We start from the raw sequence: 16743 nt of genomic DNA, 5'->3' as shown, positions 1-16743 counted from the left end.
GCAGCCCGGCGGCTTTTGACAAGAAACCCCAACAGCAATGTTTTCCGGACTGGAACTGACCCTTTTCCTTCTGGCTGCCGCAGTCCTCGGCGTGGTCGCCTTCCGCATGATGCAGTTGCCACCGATGCTGGGCTACCTGGTGGTGGGCATCATCATCGGCCCGCACGGCCTGGCTTTTGCCGAGGACAATGAAACCACCCATGCGCTGGCCGAGTTCGGCGTGGTGTTCCTGATGTTTTCCATCGGTCTGGAGTTTTCGCTCTCCAAGCTCTCGGCCATGCGCCATATTGTCTTCGGCCTGGGCGTGGCACAGGTGGCGGCGACCATTGCCACCACCATGCTGGTGGCCTGGGGCGCGGCCATGGTGCTGCCGCAGTTCGCCAACGTCAGCTGGCAGGCGGCCTTTGCGCTGGGCGGGGCGCTGACCATGTCGTCCACGGCGATCGTTTCCAAGCTGCTTACCGAGCGGCTGGAGCTGGAGACCGAACACGGCCGCCGCATCCTCGGCGTGCTGCTGTTCCAGGATCTGGCGCTGGTGCCGCTGCTGATCGTCGTGCCGGCGCTGGCCAACAATTCCGGCAACATCATGGTCACGCTGGGCTGGGCGGTGGGCAAGGCGCTGGTGGTGCTGGCGCTGCTGCTGTTCTTCGGCAGCAAGCTCATGCGCGGCTGGTTCCGCATCGTGGTCAAGCGGCGCTCGCAGGAACTGTTCATGCTGAACCTGCTGCTGATCACCCTGGGCGCGGCCTGGATCACCGAGAAGGCCGGCCTGTCGCTGGCGCTGGGGGCCTTCATCGCCGGCATGCTGATTTCCGAGACCGAGTTCAAGCATCAGGTGGAAGAAGACATCAAATCCTTCCGCGATGTGCTGCTGGGCCTGTTCTTCATCACCATCGGCATGCTGCTCAATGTGCGCACGCTGGTGGATCACTGGTTCCTGGTGTTGCTGCTGCTGACCGGGCCGGTCCTGCTCAAGTTTGCCCTCATCGCCGGACTGGCGCGCCTGTTCGGCTCCACCACCGGTGTGGCGCTGCGCGTGGGCCTGGGCTTGGCGCAGGCCGGCGAGTTCGGCTTCGTGCTGCTGAGCCAGGCCGGCGGCCTCAAGCTGGTCGATCCCATGCTGATCCAGGTGATCCTGGCCGCGATGGTGCTGTCGATGCTGGCCACGCCCTTCATCCTGGCCCAGTCCGACGCCATCGTCATGAAGCTGTCGGCCAATGAATGGATGCTGCAATCGCTGGCCCTGACGCAACTGGCGACCCGCACCATGGGTGTGCAGAAGCACGTGATCATCGCCGGCTTCGGCCGCAGCGGCCAGAGCCTGGCGCGCCTGCTGGAAGAGGAGGGGATCGCCTACCACGCCCTGGAGATGGATCCGGAACTGGTGCAGGACGCCCGCAATGGGGGCGCCAATGTTTCCTACGGCGATGCCGCCCGGCGCGAGAGCCTGGTGGCCGCCGGCATCCACCGCGCGGCGGCGCTGGTGGTGACCTATGCCAGCACACCCTCGGCATTGAAAGTCTTGCATCACGCCCACGAGCTGGAACCGGAGCTGCCGGTGATCGTGCGCAGCCACGATGATGCCGACCTGGAAAAGCTGCTGGCCGCCGGTGCCACCGAAGTCGTGCCGGAAGCGCTGGAAGGCAGCCTCATGCTGGCCTCGCATGCGCTGGTGATGCTGGGCGTGCCGCTGCGCCGCGTGGTGCACCGCGTGCAGGATGCGCGCGATGAACGTTACGCTTCTCTGCGCGGTTATTTCCACGGCATGTCCGATGCCGAAGCCGATGGCGTGGGCATGAACGTGCGTCTGCAATCGGTCACCCTCATCGGCGGTGCCAGCGCCATCGGCCACACCTTGGCCGACATCGACCTGCCGGCCCAATGTGGTGCCGAAGTCGCCATGCTGCGACGCGGCAAGCAACGGCTGGAAGCGCCGCAAGACACCGAACTGATGGCCGGCGACATCGTGGTGCTGCGCGGCAGTTCCGAAGCCATCCTGCGCGCCGAAAAACGCCTGCTCAGCAAATAGCCGGAGAGCGCCGCTGGCAGCCGATGCGCAGCGGCTCGCGCCGCACACTTCAGCACATCTGCTCATCATTCCAGCCTGCCAAAAATAAATGTTCACTTCCCACATCCCGGACCTGTTCCCCTGGTACGGGAAATGCTAGTGTTTCCGGGTGGCAGCGACGCGGCCTTATCGGCGCGCGCTGGACGCATCAGGACTACGGGTCCACACAATGAATCCGTTGTAGAGAAAACAAAAGTGAAGTCCGGGAGGAACATGTTCAGCAAATTAACCATCAGGGCACGCCTGATTTTCGTCATCGGCTTTCTGGCGCTGATGCTGGTCGGCTCAGGCGTATTGGGCCTGGTCGGATTGCGTTCGACCAATGCGCAGATGCGCTCGCTCTATGAAGACCGCCTGGTCGCCTTCTCCCAGCTGGAGCGCATGTCGGCGGCGCTGGATGCGGCGCGCAATGGCATCTCCACCTCCATCGTCGGCGACTCCGGCGACATCGATGCCAACATGGACCGGATCGAGAAGGCCATCAAGGCCAACGACGCCATCGTCAAGCAATACCAGGACACCCAGCTCACCAGCGATGAACGCGTGCTGCTGGACAAGCTCATTCCCCAGCGCCAGAAGTTCGTCACCGATGGCATCAAGCCGGCGGCCGAAGCCTTGCGCAATCGCGACTTCCAAGGTGCGATCGAACTGTATGGCGGCGTCATGCTCAAGCTCTACGCCGATGCCCATACCACGCTGGCGCAACTGATGGACCTTCAGCGCACGGTCGGGCGCGAGCTGCACGAACAGGCACAGCAGCGTTACCAGACCCTGCTGGTGGTGATGGGCGTGGCCATGGCGGCGGGTTTGTTCGTGGCGCTGCTGATGGGCGTGCTGCTGGTGCGGGCGATTTCGCGTCCGCTGCAGCGTGCGGTCACGGTCGCGCAGGCCGTGGCTGCCGGAGACCTCACCCAGCAGATCGACGTGCACAGCCAGGATGAAACCGGCCAGCTGATGCAGGCGCTGCGGCAGATGAATGACAACCTTCAGGGCATCGTCGGCCAGGTGCGCCTGAGCACGGATACCATTGCCACCGCTTCCAGCGAAATCGCGCATGGCAACCTCGATCTCTCCTCGCGCACCGAGCAGCAAGCCGGGGCGCTCGAAGAAACGGCGTCCGCCATGGAACAGCTGACCTCCACCGTGCGCCACAATGCCGACAGTGCGCAGCAAGCCAAGGAACTGGCGCACTCCGCTTCCGAAGTGGCGGTGCGCGGGGGCGAGGTGGTGCGCCAGGTGGTCGATACCATGAGTTCCATCAATCAGTCTTCCAGCAAGATCGTCGACATCATCAGCGTGATCGATGGCATCGCCTTCCAGACCAATATCCTTGCCCTGAACGCCGCAGTGGAAGCGGCGCGCGCGGGTGAGCAGGGACGCGGCTTCGCCGTGGTGGCGTCGGAAGTGCGTTCACTGGCACAGCGTTCTGCGGCCGCAGCCAAGGAGATCAAGGTCCTGATCGATGATTCGGTCACGCGGGTGGGGACCGGCAGTGCCCTGGTCGCACAAGCCGGACAGACCATCGACGAAGTGGTCAGGAGCGTGCAGCGCGTGAGCGAAGTGGTGACCGACATCAGTGCAGCCGGGCAGGAGCAGAGCCAGGGCATCGAGGAAGTCAACAACGCCATCACGCAGATGGATGAAACCACGCAGCAGAACGCCGCGTTGGTGGAACAGGCCGCAGCCGCCGCACAGTCCATGCAAGAACAGGCGGCACGCCTGTCGGAAGCGGTCAGCGTGTTCCGGCTCGGCGGTACCGCCGTCGCCGGCGTACCGGCAGCCCAGGCGGTGGCCGCGCGCGCAACTGTTACGGTGGCCGTACCGGCATCGGCGGCCTTGCCGGGCAAGGGTGGCTTGCTGCTTCACTGACACCGCAAGTCACTGCGTCTTTCCGTACCGGTACGGTCACTTCGACCTTGCCGGTACAGTGATCCGCCCCCAGCCAGTACAGTCGTTCAAGTGTCCAGGGCCACATCCTCGGACGCAGCCGAACGGGTACCGGGCAGGGGCGGATTGCTTTTGCCGTGATAGGCGAACACGGCCGAACACTTGACCTGTTCACTGTCGTTGCGGCCGGCGGCATGGAACAGGCCGCTGTGGAACAGCACCACGTCGCCCGGCGCCAGTGACAGCGCAATGCCCTGCGCAAACAGGGCCTGGTTGGCGGCCACGTCGGGGCGCAGGAAATCCAGTTCATCCATCTGTTCCGGCTGCAGCTTGAGCTTGTGCGAGCCGGGGATGAATTTGAGCGCACCGTTCTCCGGCGTTTCCGCACCCAGCGCCAGCCATACCGAAATCAGTTCATTGCGCGGGAAGGACCAGTAGCGGATGTCGCGGTGCCAGCCGGTGGCGGTGCCGAAGGCAGGGTGCTTGGTCATGATGCAGTTGTGATGCGCCAGCGTGAGGCAGACCGGTTCCTCGAACAACTGGTGCAGCATGGCCACCAGTTGTTGATCGGCGGCCCATTCGCGATACACCGGATCGCGCTGCCAGGCTGCCCGCAGACGCCGCGCGGTGCGGCCTCCTTCGGCCTCCAGCGAGGCGGGAGCGCCTTCGTAGCCGACTTCGGCTTCGTATTCCAGCGGTGCGACCGCACGTTGCAGGTGATCTTGGGTGACGGCGAGCAGGCGTTCGCGCAGGGCGTCAGGGACCATGCCCTTGAGCAGGAGATAGCCCTGTTCGCGGAAGAAGGCGACCTGGGCGGGTGACAGCGGGTTCGACATGATGGACTTTCGGGGTTGCACGGCAGCCCGTCCATGGCGGACGGGCGAGCCTTCATTGTGCGCCGGATGGCGGCCAGGTGCATGACTGTATGCCATGGCCGGCGCAGCGCAAGATACAGATGGGCAGCAATTCTGTATCGTTTGCGCGCGCGCAAGTCCGGACTTATTTTTCTTGCTTCGACTTCTTCTTCAGCAGCGGACCCAGGTACTTGCCGGTGACGCTGGCCGGATTCTTCGCCACGTCCTCCGGCGTACCGGCCGCCACGATGCGGCCACCGCCGGCACCGCCTTCGGGACCGAGATCGATGATCCAGTCGGCGGTCTTGATGACGTCCAGGTTGTGTTCGATGATGGTCACCGTATTGCCCTGGTCGCGCAGGCGATGGATCACCTTGAGCAGCAGGTCGATATCGTGGAAGTGCAGGCCGGTGGTCGGCTCATCCAGGATGTAGAGCGTGCGGCCGGTATCGCGCTTGGACAGTTCCAGCGACAGCTTCACGCGCTGCGCCTCGCCGCCCGAGAGGGTCGTGGCGCTCTGGCCCAGCTTGATATAGCCCAGGCCCACATCGAGCAGCGTCTGCAGCTTGCGCGCGATCAGCGGCACGGGCTTGAAGAATTCGTGCGCGTCTTCCACCGTCATGTCCAGGATCTCGGTGATGTTCTTGCCCTTGTACTGCACTTCCAGCGTTTCGCGGTTGTAGCGCTTGCCGTGGCAGACATCGCAGGGCACATACACGTCCGGCAGGAAGTGCATTTCCACCTTGATGACGCCATCGCCCTGGCAGGCTTCGCAGCGGCCGCCCTTGACGTTGAATGAGAAACGTCCGGCGCTGTAGCCGCGTTCCTTGGCCATGGGCACGGTGGCGAACAGATCGCGGATCGGCGTGAACAGGCCCGTGTAGGTGGCCGGGTTGGAGCGCGGCGTGCGGCCGATTGGCGCCTGGTCCACCGCGATCACCTTGTCGAAGTGTTCCAGTCCGCCGATGGCTTCGTGCTCGGCCGGTTCGGTTTGCGAACCGTACAGGTGGCGTGCCGCCGACAGGTACAGCGTGTCGTTGACCAGGGTCGACTTGCCCGAACCGGAGACCCCGGTCACGCAGGTCAGCAGGCCCACCGGCAGTTCCAGGTCCACATTCTTGAGGTTGTTGCCGGTGGCACCCGTGATGGTCAGCATGCGCGATTCATCGCAGGGCGTGCGCTTCTTGGGCACGGCGATTTCCAGCGAGCCGTTCAGGTACTTGGCGGTCAGCGACTTCTTGTTCTTGAGGATGTCCGGCAGCGAACCATGGGCGATCACGTCACCGCCATGCACGCCCGCGCCGATGCCCATGTCGACCACGTAGTCGGCAGTGCGGATGGCGTCTTCATCGTGCTCCACCACCAGCACGGTGTTGCCGATGTCGCGCAAATGCTTGAGGGTATCGATCAGGCGGTCGTTGTCGCGCTGGTGCAGGCCGATGGAAGGTTCATCCAGCACGTACATCACGCCGGTCAGTCCCGAGCCGATCTGCGAAGCCAGGCGGATGCGCTGGGCTTCGCCGCCGGAGAGCGTATCGGCGCTGCGTTCCAGCGAGAGATAGTCCAGGCCGACGTTGTTGAGGAAGGTCAGGCGCGAGACGATTTCCTTGATGATGCGGTCGGCGATTTCCTTCTTGGCACCGGTCAGTTTCAGGGTCTCGAAGAAGGACAGGGTCTCGCGCAGCGGCGTGGCAGCGACTTCGTAGATGGCACGCTGCTGCTTGCCTGCACCGACCTTCACATAGCGCGCTTCCACCCGCAGGCGGGCACCGTGGCAGGACGGGCATTGCTTCTCGTTGATGAACTTGGCCAGTTCTTCCTTGACCGCCATCGAATCGGTTTCGCGATAGCGGCGCTGCAGGTTGTTGACCACGCCTTCGAAGGTATGCTCCTTGACCACCGTGCGGCCACGCTCGTTGACGTAGGCGAACGGAATGGTCTGGCGGCCCGAACCGTACAGCACTGCCTGCTGGGCCTTGTCATCGAGCTGCTCGAAAGGCACATCGAGGTCGAAGCCGTAGTAGGCAGCGATGCTGGTCAACATCTGGAAGTAGAACTGGTTGCGGCGATCCCAGCCCTTGATCGCGCCCGAGGCCAGCGACAAATTGGGGAAAGCCACGATGCGCTTGGGATCGAAGAACTCGATGTGGCCCAGGCCATCGCATTCCGGGCAGGCACCCATCGGGTTGTTGAAGGAGAACAGGCGCGGCTCCAGCTCCTGCAGCGAATAGCCGCAGATGGGGCAGGCGAACTTGTTGGAATACAGGTGTTCCTTGCCGCTGTCCATTTCCAGCGCAATGGCGCGGCCATCGGCCAGGCGCAGCGCGGTCTCGAAGCTTTCGGCCAGGCGCTGCTTGATCTCCGCCTTGACCTTGACGCGGTCGATGACGACGTCGATGGTGTGCTTCTCGGTCTTCTTCAGCTTGGGCAGGTCATCGACCTCGTAGACCTTGGCCGACCCGGTGCCGCTCTGGATGCGGAAGCGCACGAAGCCCTGGGCCTGCATCTCCTCGAACAGGTCGGCGTGCTCGCCCTTGCGGTTGGCCACCACGGGGGCCATGATCATCAGCTTGGTGTCTTCCGGCAGCGCCAGGACGGCGTCGACCATCTGCGAGACCGATTGCGCCTCCAGCGGATGTTCGGGGTGGTCCGGGCAATAGGGCGTGCCGACGCGGGCGTACAGCAGGCGCAGGTAGTCGTGGATCTCGGTGACGGTACCGACGGTGGAGCGCGGGTTGTGCGACGTCGCCTTCTGTTCGATCGAGATGGCCGGGGACAGGCCTTCGATCATGTCGACATCGGGCTTTTCCATCAGCTGCAGGAACTGGCGCGCGTAGGCTGACAGCGACTCCACGTAGCGGCGCTGGCCCTCGGCATACAAGGTATCGAAGGCCAGCGACGACTTGCCCGAACCGGACAGGCCAGTAATGACGATGAGCTTGTTGCGGGGGAGGTCTAGGTTGATATTCTTGAGATTGTGCGTACGTGCGCCGCGAATGCGAATTTCTTCCATGGATGCCTTCAGCTAGGGGTTGCCTGCCCCCGCGTGCGATCAGCCGATGAGCGATCACGCATTGTGCGGAGCAGCGATGGGGACAACATGTAACTATAACAGGACTGCGAATGGCCGGCAGGCGGGGCTGCAGCGGCAGATGACCCATGTGGGCACGCATCGTCGAATTGAAAGCGCGGCCGTGGAAAAAGCCATGGCCTTGCAGCGCAAATGCCGCAGGAAATCGTCTGCGTGGCGGATCCGGTGCAGGGATTGCTGATGAATGATGAAGCAGACAAGAAAAAGCCGGCGCGTGGCCGGCAGTTTCTTGTCATGCAATCGCTTGCCCTCAGTGGGCGCGTTCGTAGATCTTGAACAACTGTCCTTCATCGCCGTCGCGGCGGCCTTCCCAGAACAGGGTCCAGTGACCATGCGGACGCTTGCCGGCGTCGGGCATCTCCTGGATCAGCCAGCGGCATGCGGTGTGGCGGCCGCCGTCGATGGGCTGGTGCAGGATGCCGGTGTAGTAGTACAGCATCGGCGCCTCCGATTCGCCCAGTGCCTGGCTGGCCATGCAATCGCCCTCTTGCCAGGCCGGACCGATCTTGGCCTGGAGATCGGCGTAGACATATTCATAACTCTTGCCGTAATCGGCCCAGGGCAGCAGCAATGTGAAAGCCAGGCCCCACATCAGGGTGATCCCGCCAAACCACGAGAACGCGCCACGCCACTGGCCGGCACGGCTCAGCAGGCCCAGCGAGGCGATCCACAGGATGCTCATGGCGCCCGCGGCCAGCACGGCCAGCGGCTGGATCGGCGTCACGAAGCTCAGCGGCAGCCACTTGCCCATGAACGCGATGGGCTGGTGCTGGTCGGCCGGCCAGGTGGAGACGATGTAGGTCGCCCAGATCCCCACGGCCAGCGCCCCGAAGGCCAGGCGCGAGAACCAGTCCCACGCCAGGTTGGCCAGCGCCGGCAGGCGCGGCAGGGCGCGCGCGCCCAGCATCACCAGCGGCAGCAGTACCGGCAGCAGATAGAGCTGGCGGGCAGTGGCGGAGCTCTGCAGCACGGCCAGGCTGATGGCACCAAAGGCCAGCGGCAGCGCCACCTTGCTGGTGCCGACCTGACGCCAGTCGCCGCTGCCCAGCGCCACCAGCGCCAGTACCGAGCCGGGCAGGGCAAAGCCGCCCAGGGCGCGCAGGATCACGGTGTGGTCGTTGTCCGAGCCCAGTTTTTTGACCGAGAAGCCGAAGAAGCGGCCGACGTTGTTGTCCCAGAACCATTCCATGAACAAGGGCATGGAGTGCTGGGCCAGCAGTGCCGGCCAGATCACGAAGAAGGGCAGCGAGACCAGCACGGCGGTGCCGACCATCTTCCAGTACGAGCGCGAGCGGCAGGCCGGCACCATCACGCCGACGGCCATCGCCGTGGCGGCGAAGGTGAGCGGCACGAACAGGCCCTTGGTCATCTCGGTGATGCCCACCCCCAGGCCGAACCAGAAGGCCGCGCTCCACGCGGGCGTGCGGCGCTCCTCGTTGAGGGCGATGGCCAGCAGGCCGTAGGTGGCCATGACGCCGCCGGTGACCAGGGCCACGTCGGTGAACATGTCGTGGGCGTGCTTGACCATGCCCGGCGTACCGGCGAACAGGGCCAGGGTAGCCAGTACCGGCAGGCTCATCAGGCTGCGCTGGCCCCACATCATCTTGGCAATCCTGGCCACGAACACCAGCGTGACCAGGTTGTAGAGCACGCTGGCCAGGCGCGCGCCCTCGTGATACGGCAGCAGCGGATAGGCCAGCTTGGCCAGCAACGCGGCGGTCCAGTAGTACAGCGGCGGCTTTTCCATGAAGGGCTGGCCGGCATTGGTGGGAACCAGGTACTCGCCGGAGACCAGCATGTGATGGATCATGCCGAAGGTATAGGTCTCATCCTGTTTCCAGGGACCATGGCCGAACACGCCCGGCAGCAGCCAGGCGGCACCGGCCAGGATCAGCAGCAGCCAGGCCAGACGGGCGGGCAGGGCTTGCCCGCCGGCAGCAGAGACCGGTTGCGCAGAGCGGGAAGTGCTCGTCTTGCCTTCGTTGAGCGAATCAAATAGGAACATGCTGAATATACGGATGCGAGCGGCCTGCGCCGCCAGCGCAACAAACAAAAAACGGAAAAAAACTGAAAACCGGAGGACATCGAGGATGCGCACGACACCAGCGTGCCGCCGCATGCGGGACACCGCTTGACCTGTTCGCCATCCTCTGCGTCCGGGTTCTCCCCCCCATTACGCGTGATTGCCTTCTTTTTCTTGGCGAAGTTTATGGCCGGGCTGAAATCTTCCGTTCAGGAAGGGGCGGCTGTTATGAGCACTGCAGAAAAAATGAGCAATGCGCTATTTTGGCATAAGGTGTACCTAACATGACAGGTTTGTCAGGAAAGTTGTGAAGATTCGCGACACTCCCGTCCCGCTGTCACCATCCGGCGGGGCCGCGGAAGTTGACGCAGCACATGGAAGTGCCTCAATCCTGCGGGCCGGGAGTGCAGGGGCTGGGCGGTGCTGCCGGTCAGCCGGACTATCCTGTTACCATACGGCTTTTGCCCCGGCCGGGTTTTACTTGCAGGGCCGGGCAGTCGCCAACGCCAGTCACGAACCGTATGTCCCACCACTCCCGTTCCACCGCACAGCCTGAAAAATCCGGCATGTCGCGCGCCGAGGTGCGCGCCAGCGTTTCCCTTGCCTCCATTTTTTCCCTGCGCATGCTGGGCCTGTTCCTGGTGCTGCCGGTGTTCGCAGTGCACGCCCACAGCCTGCCCGGCGGTGACAGCGACACCCTGGTCGGCATCGCCCTGGGCATCTACGGCCTGGCGCAGGCGTTCGGCCAGATTCCTTACGGCATCGCTTCCGACCGCTACGGGCGCAAGCGCATCATCGTCATCGGGCTGCTACTGTTTGCGCTGGGTTCCTTCGTGGCGGCCGCTGCCCACAGCGTGCTGTGGCTGCTGATCGGACGCGCGCTGCAGGGCTCGGGCGCGATTTCGGCGGCCATCACGGCCTTCATCGCCGATTCCACCCGGGAAGAACACCGCACCAAGGCCATGGCCATGGTCGGTGCCTCCATCGGGGTGACCTTTGCGGTGTCGATGGTGGCCTCGCCGCTGCTCTACAAGTCCATCGGCATGGGCGGCATCTTCGGCCTGACGGGCATCCTGTCGCTGATCGCCATCGCGGTGGTGGTGTGGGTGGTCCCGGCCGCACCGATGGTGGCGGCACGTCGCGTCTCGCTGTCCGAGGTGTTGCGCCATGCGGAGTTGCTGCGACTCAACTTTGGCGTGTTCACCCTGCACCTGACCCAGGTCGCCATGTTCATGGTGGTGCCGGCGGCGCTGGTGCAACTGGCCGGCATCCCGCTGGGCGAGCACTGGAAGATCTACCTGCCGGTGGTACTGGCGTCCTTCGTGCTGATGCTGCCGCCGATCTTCGTGGCCGAGAAATATGGTCGCATGAAGCCGGTCTTCCTCGGCGCCATCGGGCTGATGCTGCTGGTGCAGCTGGGTTTCTGGGCGGTGCTGTCGCATCCGCTGGCGCAGGTGTGGATGCTGGTGGCGCTGCTGTTCCTGTTCTTCGTCGCCTTCAACATCCTGGAGGCGGCCCAGCCGTCGCTGGTGTCGCGCATCGCGCCGCCGGCCGCCAAGGGCGCGGCGCTGGGCGTCTACAACACCTTGCAGGCGCTGGGGCTGTCTTGCGGCGGCGCCTTGGGGGGCTGGCTCAAACAAAATGTGGGGAATTCCGCCGTGTTTCTCTTGTCAGCCGTCCTCACGCTGACCTGGCTTATAATCGCGGCTAACATGAAAAACCTGCCGCGCCGCGCTGCGCAGGCGGCGGGTGCAACAGCCTAAACGTATTCAGGAGAAACAATGGCATCGGTCAACAAAGTCATCATCGTCGGCAATCTCGGGCGCGATCCGGAAACCCGCTACATGCCCAACGGCGAAGCCGTCACCAACATCGCCGTCGCCACGACCGAAAGCTGGAAGGACAAGAACACCGGCGAAAAGAAGGAGCTCACCGAATGGCACCGCATCACCTTCTACCGCAAGCTCGCTGAAATCGCCGGCCAGTACCTGAAGAAGGGCTCGCAGATCTACGTCGAAGGCCGCCTGCAGACCCGCAAGTGGCAGGACAAGGAAGGCGTCGAACGCTACACCACCGAAATCATCGCTGACACCATGCAGATGCTGGGCGGCCGCCAGGGTGCGGGCGGCGGTGGCGGTGGCATGGACGAAGGCGGCTACGGTGGCGGCGGCGGTGGCGGCAGCTACGGCGGCGGTGCTCCGCGCCAGAGCGCCGGCGGTGGCGCAGCAGGTGGCGGCGGTGCCCCGCGCCAGCAGCCGGCCCAGCGCCCGGCGCCGAACTTCTCGGACATGGACGACGATATCCCCTTCTGATCGGACCTCGTTTCATTACGCCAGGCAGTCCAAAGGCTCGTTCCCCACGGGAACGGGCCTTTTGCTTTGCAGGTTCCGCTTACTGGCATTTCTCGTTGATCCCCGCCCCGCGCGGAAACACGCCCACCTGCTGCCATTGCCCCCTGTTCCGATATTGGTAAAGCCGGAAGCGCGGTGCCGCATTGGCACCGCCGGCCGCAAAACTGATCGGTCCGCTCAGTCCCGCATGGCGTAGCTGGCGCAAGCTGGCCGCGATCTTTTCGCCATCGGTCGAGTCGCTTTGCAGGATGGCGGCGATCAACACGCTGGCCGCGTCATAGGCATAGTAGGAATAAGGACTGGGGGCGACGTTGTAGCGCCGCATATAGGCCTGGGTGAACGCCTTCCAGCGCGGACACTGCTCACGTGCCAGTTCATATTCCAGCACGTAGGCCTGCGGCAGCGCCGCCTCGCCGAAGGACAGGCTGCTGGCCCCGCCCACCAGCAACACCTTGGCCTCCGTTCCGGAGCGCCGGACTTCCTCCATGAACGCTGCCGCCTGCGGAAACAGCGCGAGAAACACGATCACATCCGCCTGATACTGATTGGCCGCCTTGATGGTGGCATTGAAGTCAGTCGTGCGCCGGCCGACCAGATAGCGGGTGGCGGTCAGTCCCGGCCGGTTGACCAGGCGCGCGGTCAGTTCATCGGTGAGGGCATTGCTGTAGGCCGAGTCATTGTGGACGACAAAGACCCGCTTGCCCTTCAGGTCGGTGGTGATCACCTCGGCCATCGTCAGGCCGACCTCGGCGGTTCCGCCCACGACCCGGAACGGCATGCGATTGCCCTGGCTGGTCCACTGGCTGGTGCCGGCCGTAAAGCCGATCTGCGGGATGCGGGCCGCCTCGTACAGTTCGGCCGTCGCCATGGCCGCGTCGCTGCTCCAGGGCCCGACGACCCCCGCGACTTTTTCCTTGATGAAATAACGGGCGACATTCACGCCGAAATTGGCCGACCCCTGGTCATCCTGGGCCAGCAGGCGAAAACGCCATGAAGATTTCTTCCTGGCGGCCATGGCGTTGGCATCCTCCACCGCCAGCTCCGCACCGTGCCAGGCACTCTGCACGATCGGCTGCGTGATCCAGGCACTCAGGCCCAGCGTCACCTGGCGGACTTCCTCGGCCTCGGCCGGCCGCATCGTCCACGGCTGCAGACAGACAAGCAGGGCGATCCAGACCGCCCTCATGATGGTGACTTTGCGCATCTCACTCCCCCATTCCCGGCGGAACCTGCACGGGATCTTGATCTGTGATGGTTGTTATTTCTGCACAGGTACGCGGTCCAATATACACACCCTGGCGCCATCGGGCCATGCGCCACGTGCAAGGATCGCATCGCACCGCCTCATTTGATCCCGGAAAAAAAACCAAGCTCTTCATCAAATTACATTGAAATATTGAATTCCCTCAATAAACTAAATTTCGCAATTTGGTTCCATAAAATATCATATTTAATGATTTTTGAATGGGTCAAGTGATTTGAAGTAGCTCAATTCGGAGCGCAGGCGGCTGGACCGTTCCGATTGCATCCACTCTTTCCAACGGGGTTTTCATGAACGTCTCATTCATAGGCCGTTTTACCATCCGCCAGATCTTCATCCTGCTTACCGGCGTCATCAGTGCGCTCATGCTGGCCATCGCGCTGGTAGCGCTGGCGCTGGAACGCAGCGACGCCACGCTCAATGCCGCCAACGAGAGCCGCTACGCCTCGTTCCAGCTGGCCACCGAATTGCGCCAGAGTTCGGACGACCTGACCCGCCTGGCACGCACCTACGTCATCACGGCTGACCCCGCCTATGAAAAACAGTACCAGGCGATCCTCGACATCCGCGATGGCAAGAAGCCCCGCCCGGAAAACTATGGCCGCATCTACTGGGATTTCGTCGCCGCCGATGGCAAGCCACCGCGTCCCGACAGTTCGCGCAGCGTCGCCCTGATCGCGCTGATGCGCGAGGCTGGCTTCACCGACGCCGAACTGGCCAAGCTCAGCGAAGCCAAGGCCAATTCGGATGCCCTGGTCAAGACTGAAACGGTGGCCATGAACATGGTCAAGGGCCTCTACGAAGATGCGCAAGGCAACTTCACCCGGCGCGGCGAACCCGACCTGGTCCGTGCACGCGAACTCATGCACGACCATGCCTACCACGTGAACAAGGCCAGGATCATGCGCCCGGTAGACCAGTTCTTCGCCATGCTGGACGCCCGCACCCTGGCCCAGGTGGAAGCGGCCAGGGCGCATTCGGCCACCATGGCGCGGATCTTCTACGCCCTGATGGGGGTGGCGGTGGTGGTGCTGGCCTGTACGCTCATGCTGGTCTACAAGGCTATCCGAGATCCGCTCGCGCATGCCGCCAGTGTGGCACGCCGGGTGGCGCAGGGCGACCTGACGGCCGAGATCAGCCACCACGTCAGGGGCGAAACCGGTGAATTGCTGGAAGCGCTGCGGACCATGCAGACCGGCCTGCAAATCATCGTTACCGATGTGCGCGACGGTGCCCATCGCATCGACAATTCCGCCACCGAGATCGCGGCCGGTACGCTGGATTTGTCCACCCGCACCGAGCAGCAAGCCAGTTCGCTGGAAGAAACCGCGTCCTCGATGGAAGAGATCACCTCCACCGTCAAGCAGAATGCCAGCAACGCCGTACTGGCCAGCGAACTGGCCAGTACGGCGTCGGCGGTGGCGCAGCGCGGCGGAGCCGTGGTCTCGCAGGTGGTGGAGACGATGGGGGCCATCAATGCCTCGTCGAAGAAGATCGTCGACATCATCGGCGTGATTGACGGCATCGCGTTCCAGACCAATATCCTGGCACTCAACGCCGCCGTGGAAGCGGCCCGGGCCGGCGAGCAGGGCCGCGGTTTTGCGGTGGTCGCCAGCGAGGTGCGCAACCTGGCGCAACGTTCGGCGGCCGCCGCCAAGGAGATCAAGGAACTCATCGACAACTCGGTCTCCAAGGTCGATGCCGGCAGCACGCTGGTCAACCAGGCCGGCTCCACCATGGATGAAGTGGTCGCCAGCGTACAACGCGTAACCGAAATCATTGCCGGCATCAGTACGGCCAGCCAAGAGCAGTCCGCCGGCGTGGAGCAGATCCAGCAGGCGATCAGCCAGATGGATAACGTGACCCAGCAGAATGCCGCCCTGGTGGAGCAGGCCTCGGCCGCCGCCGAGTCGATGCAGGAGCAGGCCCACAAGCTCAGCGGACTGGTCGGGGCCTTCAAGACCTAGCGCAGGCGAACACGAACGCCCACTGGCGGGGGCTGGAGGGCGATATGAAAAGAACTTCAGCAGGCTGCCGTCCATGCGGCCCAGGCGGGGGCCAGGCCGCTAGCGGAGTGAAGAGGCGGGCGATTTTCAGGGAGACGTGGTGGCCTCCGGTTTCATTTCGGCCAGCGCAACTCGAAGCAGGCACCGCCCAGGGTCGAGGGTTGGCAATCCACCGTGCCGCCATGCGCGCTGGCAATGGCCCGCACTACGGCCAGTCCCAGCCCGCTACCCTTGGCGGCCGTGTCGCCGGTACGGGGCCCACGCTGGAAGGCATCGAAGATGCGCTGCGCGTCGCTGGCGGACAGGCCAGGACCGCTGTCCTCCACGCGCAGGCAATGCTGGCCATCGACGACCAGGGTACTGATGCGCAAGGGGCCCGGCGTGGCGTGTTGCAGGGCATTCTCCAGCAGCGCCAGCAGTGCCTGGCGGATGCGTACCGGGTCGCATGCCGGGCGCTCCGCGCCCAGCGCCAGGGTGAGCGTGAAACCCTTGTCGTGCAGCGCCGATTCACAGGCTTTCAGCACCGTCATGATCTCCTGCCGCAGATCGGCCTGCTGCAGCTGGATGCGCAAGTGGCCGCTCTCGGCCAGCCCCACGATGCGCAAGTCCTCGATCAGCCGGCCCAGTCCTTCCACCTGCACCAGCAGGCTGGAAAAGAGCGCCGGATCGGGCTGGAACACGCCATCGGCCAGGCCCTGCAGACGCCCGCGCAGGATCGTCACCGGCGTGCGCAGCTCGTGCGCAATCGCGGCGTTCCAGAAGATGCGTTCCTGCTGCACCCGCTCCAGCCGTTCGGCCATGGCGTTGAAATCGCTGATCAGTTGCGAGGCTTCGTCCAGCGGCTGCCGGTCTGCGGCGGCGCGCGCGGCCAGGTCACCCTGCGCCACGCGGCGCAAACTGGTGGCCACCGAATTCAAAGGCGTGAGGATGCGGCGCGATAACCGGATGGCCACCCACACCGCAATGGCCACGCCGATGAGCGTGGTCACGAAGATCCAGCCCCATTCAGCGGGCGAGGGCAGCCAGCTGTCTGGTGCAGATAGCGCCGTGGGCAGGAAGATGAACAGCGTCGAATAAAACGCGTAAGACCCCAGCAGCACCATCAGCATGATGGTCAGTGCCAGGATGGCGACGGAACTGATGATCTGGCGCGCCAGTCCCTTGCCGCGCCAGAGGGTCAGGAGATCGATGCCGGGTTTCAT

At 64.0% G+C, this 16743-nt stretch carries 10 protein-coding genes; 5 read left to right on the top strand and 5 right to left on the bottom strand.

What is annotated here, in order from left to right; genetic code table 11:
- Nucleotides 1-37 precede the first annotated feature (37 nt).
- Entirely contained in the window at nucleotides 38-2029 is a 1992-nt protein-coding gene (locus J2X56_RS23575) for a cation:proton antiporter (RefSeq protein ID WP_039784052.1), read from the top strand.
- A gap of 252 nt (nucleotides 2030-2281) precedes the next feature.
- On the top strand, nucleotides 2282-3937 hold the full coding sequence (locus J2X56_RS23570; RefSeq protein WP_121045789.1) for a methyl-accepting chemotaxis protein: 1656 nt from the start codon (nucleotides 2282-2284) through the stop codon (nucleotides 3935-3937).
- Nucleotides 3938-4023: 86 nt separating this feature from the next.
- On the opposite strand, the gene J2X56_RS23565 is transcribed toward J2X56_RS23570, so the two are convergent.
- From J2X56_RS23565 to J2X56_RS23555, 3 genes are all read right to left on the bottom strand, one after another.
- Nucleotides 4024-4791 carry a phytanoyl-CoA dioxygenase family protein gene (locus J2X56_RS23565; RefSeq protein WP_121045790.1) on the bottom strand — a complete coding sequence of 256 codons (768 nt, stop codon included), beginning with the start codon at nucleotides 4789-4791 and terminating at the stop codon, nucleotides 4024-4026.
- Between the two features lie 163 nt (nucleotides 4792-4954).
- On the bottom strand, nucleotides 4955-7822 hold the full coding sequence (gene uvrA / locus J2X56_RS23560) for an excinuclease ABC subunit UvrA (RefSeq protein ID WP_121045791.1): 2868 nt from the start codon (nucleotides 7820-7822) through the stop codon (nucleotides 4955-4957).
- 328 nt (nucleotides 7823-8150) lie between these two features.
- Nucleotides 8151-9905 (bottom strand): glycosyltransferase family 39 protein, encoded by a 1755-nt coding sequence (locus tag J2X56_RS23555; protein WP_121045792.1) that lies wholly within the window; start codon nucleotides 9903-9905, stop codon nucleotides 8151-8153.
- A gap of 539 nt (nucleotides 9906-10444) precedes the next feature.
- Between J2X56_RS23555 and J2X56_RS23550 the strand changes: the two genes are divergently transcribed.
- Both J2X56_RS23550 and ssb read left to right on the top strand, forming a co-directional pair.
- Nucleotides 10445-11686: an MFS transporter gene (locus tag J2X56_RS23550; protein WP_084319844.1), complete on the top strand. Its 1242-nt coding sequence runs from the start codon at nucleotides 10445-10447 to the stop codon at nucleotides 11684-11686.
- An 18-nt stretch (nucleotides 11687-11704) separates the two neighbouring features.
- Nucleotides 11705-12235, top strand: coding sequence for a single-stranded DNA-binding protein (gene ssb / locus J2X56_RS23545; RefSeq protein ID WP_121045793.1), 531 nt, complete (start codon nucleotides 11705-11707; stop codon nucleotides 12233-12235).
- A gap of 79 nt (nucleotides 12236-12314) precedes the next feature.
- On the opposite strand, the gene J2X56_RS23540 is transcribed toward ssb, so the two are convergent.
- Nucleotides 12315-13478, bottom strand: a complete 1164-nt coding sequence (locus J2X56_RS23540) for a branched-chain amino acid ABC transporter substrate-binding protein (RefSeq protein ID WP_310163154.1) — start codon at nucleotides 13476-13478, stop codon at nucleotides 12315-12317.
- 347 nt (nucleotides 13479-13825) lie between these two features.
- On the opposite strand from J2X56_RS23540, the gene J2X56_RS23535 reads away from it, so the two are divergent.
- Nucleotides 13826-15502: a methyl-accepting chemotaxis protein gene (locus tag J2X56_RS23535; protein WP_134134424.1), complete on the top strand. Its 1677-nt coding sequence runs from the start codon at nucleotides 13826-13828 to the stop codon at nucleotides 15500-15502.
- 152 nt (nucleotides 15503-15654) lie between these two features.
- Here J2X56_RS23535 and J2X56_RS23530 read toward each other — a convergent pair whose 3' ends face one another.
- Entirely contained in the window at nucleotides 15655-16743 is a 1089-nt protein-coding gene (locus J2X56_RS23530) for an ATP-binding protein (protein ID WP_204727102.1), read from the bottom strand.

This window comes from Herbaspirillum sp. 1173 (assembly GCF_031455335.1).
GTDB classification, from domain to species: Bacteria; Pseudomonadota; Gammaproteobacteria; order Burkholderiales; family Burkholderiaceae_D; genus Herbaspirillum; species Herbaspirillum huttiense.
Note: the sequence above shows the minus strand (reverse complement) of the source record. Positions and strands in the feature narration are given on the sequence as shown.

What these genes read in the sequence shown, in the direction of transcription:
- J2X56_RS23575 (WP_039784052.1), top strand. Translation starts at nt 38, where the DNA reads ATGTTTTCCGGACTGGAACTGACCCTTTTCCTTCTGGCTGCCGCAGTC.
- J2X56_RS23570 (WP_121045789.1), top strand. Translation starts at nt 2,282, where the DNA reads ATGTTCAGCAAATTAACCATCAGGGCACGCCTGATTTTCGTCATCGGC.
- J2X56_RS23565 (WP_121045790.1), bottom strand. Translation starts at nt 4,791, where the DNA reads ATGTCGAACCCGCTGTCACCCGCCCAGGTCGCCTTCTTCCGCGAACAG.
- uvrA (WP_121045791.1), bottom strand. Translation starts at nt 7,822, where the DNA reads ATGGAAGAAATTCGCATTCGCGGCGCACGTACGCACAATCTCAAGAAT.
- J2X56_RS23555 (WP_121045792.1), bottom strand. Translation starts at nt 9,905, where the DNA reads ATGTTCCTATTTGATTCGCTCAACGAAGGCAAGACGAGCACTTCCCGC.
- J2X56_RS23550 (WP_084319844.1), top strand. Translation starts at nt 10,445, where the DNA reads ATGTCCCACCACTCCCGTTCCACCGCACAGCCTGAAAAATCCGGCATG.
- ssb (WP_121045793.1), top strand. Translation starts at nt 11,705, where the DNA reads ATGGCATCGGTCAACAAAGTCATCATCGTCGGCAATCTCGGGCGCGAT.
- J2X56_RS23540 (WP_310163154.1), bottom strand. Translation starts at nt 13,478, where the DNA reads ATGCGCAAAGTCACCATCATGAGGGCGGTCTGGATCGCCCTGCTTGTC.
- J2X56_RS23535 (WP_134134424.1), top strand. Translation starts at nt 13,826, where the DNA reads ATGAACGTCTCATTCATAGGCCGTTTTACCATCCGCCAGATCTTCATC.
- J2X56_RS23530 (WP_204727102.1), bottom strand. Translation starts at nt 16,743, where the DNA reads ATGAAACCCGGCATCGATCTCCTGACCCTCTGGCGCGGCAAGGGACTG.